Origin of the sequence: uncultured Arthrobacter sp. (assembly GCF_902805515.1) — a bacterium.
Classification (GTDB): domain Bacteria; phylum Actinomycetota; class Actinomycetes; order Actinomycetales; family Micrococcaceae; genus Arthrobacter_D.
The window spans coordinates 7,555-14,361 of the sequence record NZ_CADCTE010000054.1 but is presented as its reverse complement, the minus strand read 5'-3'; the positions used below and the strand labels follow the sequence as shown (position 1 = coordinate 14,361).

The 6,807-nt window shown below is 69.5% G+C and carries 5 protein-coding genes and 1 pseudogene; 4 read left to right on the top strand and 2 right to left on the bottom strand.

Going from position 1 to position 6,807, the window contains the following annotated elements; all coding sequences use genetic code 11:
* The 4 genes from QZX79_RS04370 to QZX79_RS04355 form a co-directional block, all read left to right on the top strand.
* On the top strand, positions 1 to 553 hold a 553-nt coding region (locus tag QZX79_RS04370), incomplete at its 5' end, for an extracellular solute-binding protein (protein ID WP_294565205.1).
* An 8-nt stretch (positions 554 to 561) separates the two neighbouring features.
* Positions 562 to 1,509 carry a carbohydrate ABC transporter permease gene (locus tag QZX79_RS04365; RefSeq protein WP_294565203.1) on the top strand — a complete coding sequence of 316 codons (948 nt, stop codon included), beginning with the start codon at positions 562 to 564 and terminating at the stop codon, positions 1,507 to 1,509.
* On the top strand, positions 1,509 to 2,327 hold the full coding sequence (locus tag QZX79_RS04360) for a carbohydrate ABC transporter permease (protein ID WP_294565200.1): 819 nt from the start codon (positions 1,509 to 1,511) through the stop codon (positions 2,325 to 2,327). Before QZX79_RS04365 ends, QZX79_RS04360 begins: the two co-directional genes overlap by 1 nt.
* A 2-nt stretch (positions 2,328 to 2,329) precedes the next feature.
* Entirely contained in the window at positions 2,330 to 4,690 is a 2,361-nt protein-coding gene (locus QZX79_RS04355) for a beta-glucosidase (protein WP_294565197.1), read from the top strand.
* Between the two features lie 347 nt (positions 4,691 to 5,037).
* On the opposite strand, the gene QZX79_RS04350 is transcribed toward QZX79_RS04355, so the two are convergent.
* Positions 5,038 to 6,552 (bottom strand): FGGY family carbohydrate kinase, encoded by a 1,515-nt coding sequence (locus tag QZX79_RS04350; RefSeq protein WP_294565195.1) that lies wholly within the window; start codon positions 6,550 to 6,552, stop codon positions 5,038 to 5,040.
* Between the two features lie 3 nt (positions 6,553 to 6,555).
* Positions 6,556 to 6,807 (bottom strand): annotated as a pseudogene (locus tag QZX79_RS04345) (xylose isomerase); the annotation flags it as partial.

Genomic DNA, 6,807 nt, shown 5'->3' with positions numbered 1-6,807 from the left:
CGGAGCCTTCGGCACCAACTTCGACTCCGTCAAGTTCACCGACGGCGGTTCCCCCGCCCTGCTGGCCAGCGGCCGTGCAGGATTCGAACTGATGGGCTCGTGGGAATACGCCACCCAACAGGACGCGGACCCGGCCTTCGCCGAGGAGGTCCTTGGCTACAGCGAGTTCCCCGCCATTGAGGGGGGTGAAGGAGACCCGGACAACCTCGCGGGCAACACCAACAACTTCTACTCCATCCACAAGGACACCCGGTACCCCGAGGAAGCCGCCGAGTTCCTCAAGCTGATGTACTCCGACGAATTCGTGAAGGAGCAGGTCGCCATCGGCAACCTGCCCACCACCACGAACACCGAGAAGTTCCTCGGCGAGGCAGCCGATCCCGAGTACGCCAAGTACCAGTTCGACCTGGTGAAGGACGCGCCGCACTTCCAGCTCTCCTGGGACCAGGCCTACCCGCCGGAGGCGACCGTGACGATCCACAACGCCGTGTCGCAGTTCTTCAGCGGCGACATTGATGAAGACGGCTTCATCAAGGCCATGCAGGGTCTGTAGGTCACGCCATGACAATGCTTGCTACCGGCAGGCGGCCGGCGCCGGGCGGCTCCACCGTGAGCCGCCCGGCCCGCTCCGGCGCTTCCTCCGTGGGCCGTCCGGGCTTCGCCTGGGCGCTGCCTGCCACCATCTTTTTCGCCCTCTTCGCCCTGGTGCCGCTCGCGGCCGTGGCGGTCCTGTCCTTCACTTCGTGGAGCGGGCTCGGTGACCCCCGGTTCGTGGGGCTGGAGAACTGGGAGACGCTGATCGCCGATCCCGTGATGCTCAAGAGCCTCTGGCTCAGCCTCCTCTTCATCGTCCTCGGCGTGGTCACCCAGACGCCGCTCAGCATCCTGCTGGGCGTCTGGGCAGCCGGCAACCAGCGCAACCGGGCGGTGCTCAGCGCCATCTACTTCGTGCCGCTGCTGCTCTCCTCGGCGGCGATCTCGGTCCTGTGGCGGGCCCTCCTGGATCCAAACTTCGGTATCCCAGGCCAGCTCTCATGGCTCTTCGGTGACGGCAACCTGCTGGGCACCCAGTCCGGGGCCATCGGGGTCCTCATCTTCGTGGGAATGTGGCAGTTCACGCCCTTCCACACCCTCATCTACCAGGGTGCGGCGCGCGGCATCCCGCCCGTGCTGTACCAGGCGGCGGCGATCGACGGCGCCGGCATGGCGCGCCAGTTCTTCGCGATCACCCTTCCGCAGCTGCGGAACACCGCCATCACCTCGATCATCCTGATGGTGGTCGGCGGCCTCACGACCTTCGAGACCGTGCTGATCCTCACCAACGGAGGCCCGGGCACGGACACCACCATCACCGCCTTCTACATGTACCAGGAGGCGTTCCAGAGCTTCGACTTCGGTGTCGGCAGCGCGATCGCCCTGGTGCTCGTCGTCGTTGCCACCGCGATTTCCCTCGTGGTGGTCAAGGTCTCCGGCTACGACAAGATGAACAGCTCGCTGGAAGGACTGTAATGAAGCCCCGCCCCAATTACCTCGCCGGAGCCGGCTCCTTCCTCTGGCTGCTGGTCGTGGCGATCCCGCTGTACGTGATGGTCTCGGGCACCTTCCAGACCCGTGCCGAGTTCGGGGACAACGGCCCGTTGTCCTTCCCGACCAGCTTCACGCTGCAGAACTACGCGGACGCCATCACCAGCGGCTTCGGCCGGTACTTCCTGAATACCGTTGCCGTGACGGTGGGCGTCGTCGCGATCGTCCTGCTGCTGGTGCCGCCGCTCAGCTACGCGATTGTGCGCAGCCAGAGCAGGGCGGCGTCGTTCGTCTTCCGCTTCTTCCTGCTGGGCCTTGCCATTCCCGCCCAGGCGGTGATCGTGCCGGTGTTCTACCTGATCAATGCGGTGGGGCTGTACGACAACCTGATCGGCGTCATCCTGCCCACAGCGGCCTTCGCGCTGCCCATCTGCACGCTCATCCTCAGCGGCACGATGCGCGACATCACCGGCGAGCTGTACGAGGCCATGGCCATGGACGGGGCGAGCCCTGCGCGGGCCTTTTTCCGGCTGGTCCTGCCGCTGTCCAAGGGCGGCCTCTCCACCATCGCCGTCTTCTCGGCGCTCCAGGCCTGGAACGGATTCCTCTTCCCCCTGATCCTCACCCAGTCCGAGGACACCCGCGTGGTGACCCTCGGCCTATTCAACTTCCAGACCCAGTACGGCATCAACATTCCCGGCCTGCTCGCCGCAGTGACCCTCTCAATGGTCCCCGTCCTGCTCGTCTACCTGTTCGCGCGCCGCGCACTTGTCCAGGGCCTCATGGGCGCTGGCGGAAAGTAGCCATGACTGAAACAACACTCAACGATGCCCCCTGGCGGGATCCCGCGGTAACCCCGGAGGAACGGGTCGACGCCCTGATCCGGGCCATGACCCTCCGGGAGAAGGTCGCCCAGCTCGTCGGAGTCTGGGTGGGCGCCAATACCGAGGGCGGGGAAGTGGCACCCCACCAGCACGAGATGAACGAGGCCGTCGACCTCGACGAGCTCCTGCCCCACGGGCTGGGGCAGCTGACCCGGCCCTTCGGCACGGCTCCCGTGGAACCGGGCCTTGGCGCCCTGTCGCTGCAGCGCACCCAGGAGCGGATCGCCGCGGCCAACCGCTTCGGCATCCCCGCGCTCGTCCACGAGGAGTGCCTGGCGGGCTTCGCCGCATGGAAGGCCACCGCCTACCCCGTACCCCTGGCCTGGGGTGCGACCTTCAACCCCGGGCTGGTGCGCACCATGTCCTCGGCCATCGGCGCGGACCTGCGTTCGGTGGGAGTCCATCAGGGCCTCGCCCCGGTGCTCGACGTCGTGCGCGACGCCCGCTGGGGGCGGGTCGAAGAGACCATCGGCGAGGACCCCTACCTGATCGGGACCATCGCGACGGCGTACGTGCAGGGCCTCGAAAGTGCCGGGATCGTCGCGACGCTCAAGCACTTCGTGGGTTATTCGGCCTCCAAGGCCGGCCGTAACCTCGCGCCGGTCTCGGTCGGCGAACGTGAGCGGGCGGACGTCCTCCTGCCACCGTTCGAGATGGCTATCCGCGAATCCGGGGTGCGCTCGGTCATGCACGCGTACACTGACATCGACGGTCTGCCGACCGCGGCCGACACCTCCCTGCTCACGACACTCCTGCGGGACACCTGGGGATTCGACGGAACAGTGGTGGCGGACTACTTTGGGATTGCCTTCCTCAAGGAGCTCCACCGGGTAGCGGGGACGCTCGGCGAAGCGGCGGCGGCGGCCCTCGTCGCAGGCGTCGACGTCGAACTGCCCACGGTGCACACCTTCGGGGAGCACCTGATCGGTGAGATCGAGGGCGGCCGGCTGGGCGGTGACCTCGTGGACCGCGCACTGCGGCGGGTCCTGCGGCAGAAACTGGACCTGGGCCTGCTCGACCCGGACTGGTCGCCCATACCGACGGCGCTCGCCGGCCCTGCCCCCCTCGCCGGCACCGCCTCCGCCGCACCCGTCATCGACCTCGACAGCCCGGAGAACCGGGAGATCGCCAGCAGCCTCGCGGAACAGTCGATCGTCCTGGTGCGCAACGACGGCATCCTGCCGCTCACCCGGGCGCCCCGGATCGCGGTGATCGGCCCCAACGCCGACACGCACCGTGCCTTCCTCGGCTGCTACTCCTTCCCGGCCCATGTTGGGGAGCAGCATCCCAATGTTGAAGTGGGCCTGTCCATCCCCACGGTCGCCGACGCCCTCCGCCGGGAATTCGGCGACAGCGACATCACGGTGGCGGCCGGCTGCACCATCGACGGCACCGCCACCACCGGATTCGGTGAGGCCCTCGCCGTCGCCGCGGGAGCCGATGTCGTTGTCGCCGTCCTCGGCGACCGGGCAGGCCTGTTCGGCCGAGGCACCAGCGGTGAGGGCTGCGACGTGGAGTCCCTGGCCCTTCCCGGTGTGCAGCAGCAGCTGCTCGATGAACTGATCGCGACCGGCAAGCCGGTCGTCGCCGTGCTGCTGACCGGGCGCCCCTACGCCCTCGGCACCGCCGCAGCCGGCGCCGCGGCCATCGTGCAGGGGTTCTTCCCGGGAGAGGAAGGCGCAGCGGCGGTCGCAGGTGTGCTGAGCGGGCGGATCAACCCGAGCGGACGCCTGCCCGTCAGTATCCCGGGGACACCGGGGGCCCAGCCGTCAACCTATCTTGCAGCTCCGCTGGCCCAGGCGAACGGCGTCTCCAATATCGACCCGACGGCGGCGTTCGGGTTCGGCCACGGGCTCAGTTACACCCGGTTCTCCTGGAAGGATCTTGAGACGACCGCGGAGACCGCGCCGACGGACGGCGAGGTCACCCTGAGCCTGACGGTCGCCAATACGGGGGAGCGCGACGGCGTGGAGGTGGTCCAGCTCTACCTCCACGATCCGGTGGCGTCCGTCGTGCGGCCGGTCCAGCGGCTGATCGCCTATGCCCGGGTTCCCCTTCCGGCGCAGGGCTCGGCGCGGGTGAGTTTCACCGTCCCCGCCGATGTCACGTCCTTCACCGGGCGGGACGGGCTGCGCATCGTCGAGCCGGGAGGGCTCGAGCTGCGCCTCGGCGCCTCAAGCAGCGACATCCGCCTCACGGCGCCTCTCGCCTTGACGGGGGAGATCCGAACGGTCGACCACACGCGGCGGCTGCACTGCCCTGTCCGAGTTGAGGCGCTCTGACCCCCAAGGCGCTCCGGGACTAAACAGCCCGCTTCCGGTCAGGCCGGGAGCGGGCTGTCTGCTGCCCGGGGCGGCACTCCCCTGGAAGGGCCCGCAGTGCCCGGCGCCGCAGAAGCCCAGTGCCCGGCGCCGCAGAGCCCAGAGCCCGCCGCAGGACCCGGCACGTAGAGCCCGGCACCGGGGAGACCCGGCGCCCGCAGCGGCCGGGACGCGGCGGCCTCCACAGAGACGGCTGGAAGCCCGGCCCGACCGGACTGGTCCCACCAGAATGAGGCAGCAAACGGAAGAGGCACCACCCTCCGGAGGGTGGTGCCTCATTCTGCCCGGTTTGTCGTCCGGTCGGACGGCTAGGCCATCACCGGCTGGAACACCACAGTGCCGACGGCGGCGCGGTACTGCTCACGGATGTGCGGCCGGTGGTCGGACTCCCGGTCCTGCACCGTGTCCACGGGCCAGTGCGGCTTGGAACCGGCCAGGGCCCACGCCGCCTGGACCGCCGCACCCCGGGCAACGTACTCGCCGGGGGCCGGCACCCGCACCGGCAGGTCGAACACCTGGGCCGCCACCTGCTGCACAGCGGTGTTTTGTGCCGCTCCGCCGATCAGCAGCATCTGCCGGGGCGAGACGCCGGCGGCGCGCACGGCGTCGAGCGCGTCGGCCAGTCCACACAGCATGCCCTCCACCGCTGCCCGGGCGAGGTTGCTCCGGGTGCTCGAGGCGATGCTGAGATTGTGGAAGCTGGCTTTCGCCGTCGGGAGATTGGGGGTGCGCTCGCCCTCGAAGTACGGAACCAGGACCACCCCGCCCGACCCCGGGGCGGCCTCCGCTGCAAGTGCCGCAAACCCGTCATGGTCCACCCCGAGGATGCCCGCCACAGAGGACAGCACGCGGGCCGCATTGAGGGTCGCCACGAGGGGAAGGAACAATCCGCCCGCGTCGGCGAACCCCGCAACGGTGCCGGAGGCGTCCGCAACCGGCTCCGGCGCGACGGCGAAGACGGTCCCGCTGGTGCCGAGGGACACGACGACGTCGCCCTCCTCGGCCCCCAGCCCAAGGGCCGCTCCCGCGTTGTCGCCCGCACCGGCTCCGAGGAGGATGCGTCCGTGCGGAGCCGGGAGGTACGAAGGGTGCACCATGCCCGCCGAGGCTTCCGGTGCAAGGACCCGGGGGAGGAGTACCTCGGCGGAAACGCCCGGCGCTCCTTCTTCCGTATCTGCTCCCGCACCGGCCGCTTCACGCGCCGGACGGCCGAGGACCTGTTGAAACAGGTCGACGTCGTAGGCGCCCGTCGCCGGGTTCCAGTAGCCGGTGCCGCTGGCGTCGGAGCGGTCGGTCACCAGTTCCTCGAGGACCGGGCCGAGTGGCGACTCGCCCGCGGGGCCGTAGCCGCGCAGCCGCCAGGTCAGCCAGTCGTGGGGGAGGGCGACGGCGGCGATCTCCGGCACGAGGCCCGGCTCGGCGTCACGCACCCACCGCACCTTGGTGCTGGTGAAGGACGCAACCGGCGCCAGGCCCGTCCGGCCCACCAGTTCTTCGAGGCCCACCTCGTCGATGAGCGCCTCTGCGGCTCCGGCGGACCGGGTGTCATTCCAGAGCAGCGCCGGACGCAGGACCCTGCCGTCGCGGCCCAGCAGCACCATTCCGTGCTGCTGGCCCGCGACCGAGAGGGCCTCGACGTCGTCCCCCAGTCCGTCCGCCGCGTCCAGGGCGGACCGCAGGGCCCGCCACCACGCCTCCGGGTGGACCTCGGTGCCCTCCGGATGGAGGGCACGGCCGCTGCGGACTTCGGCCCCGGTTTCGATGTCTACGACGACGACCTTGCAGCTCTGGGTGGACGAATCGACGCCTGCAACGAGGGCCATGGCTCAGCGGGCTCCGAGCAGGTGCTCGATGAAGAGCTGCTGAAGCTTCACGAATCCGAAGCCCTTGCCGTTGAAGTAGGCGTCGGCGTCGAACTCCTCATAAGCCGAGCGGTCCGCCCGCAGCGCCTCGTAGCCCTCCCCGGGGTTCAACGTCGGTTCACTGATCTCCGATACCCGTGACGCGGCAAGCGCAGCCTGGACCTCGGGGTCCGCGCGGAACGCGGCAGCCCTTTCCTTGAGCAGCAGGTAGGTGTG

Bases quoted from the DNA above. Each gene is read 5' to 3' on its own strand.
- QZX79_RS04365 (WP_294565203.1), top strand. From the start codon at position 562: ATGACAATGCTTGCTACCGGCAGGCGGCCGGCGCCGGGCGGCTCCACC.
- QZX79_RS04360 (WP_294565200.1), top strand. From the start codon at position 1,509: ATGAAGCCCCGCCCCAATTACCTCGCCGGAGCCGGCTCCTTCCTCTGG.
- QZX79_RS04355 (WP_294565197.1), top strand. From the start codon at position 2,330: ATGACTGAAACAACACTCAACGATGCCCCCTGGCGGGATCCCGCGGTA.
- QZX79_RS04350 (WP_294565195.1), bottom strand. From the start codon at position 6,552: ATGGCCCTCGTTGCAGGCGTCGATTCGTCCACCCAGAGCTGCAAGGTC.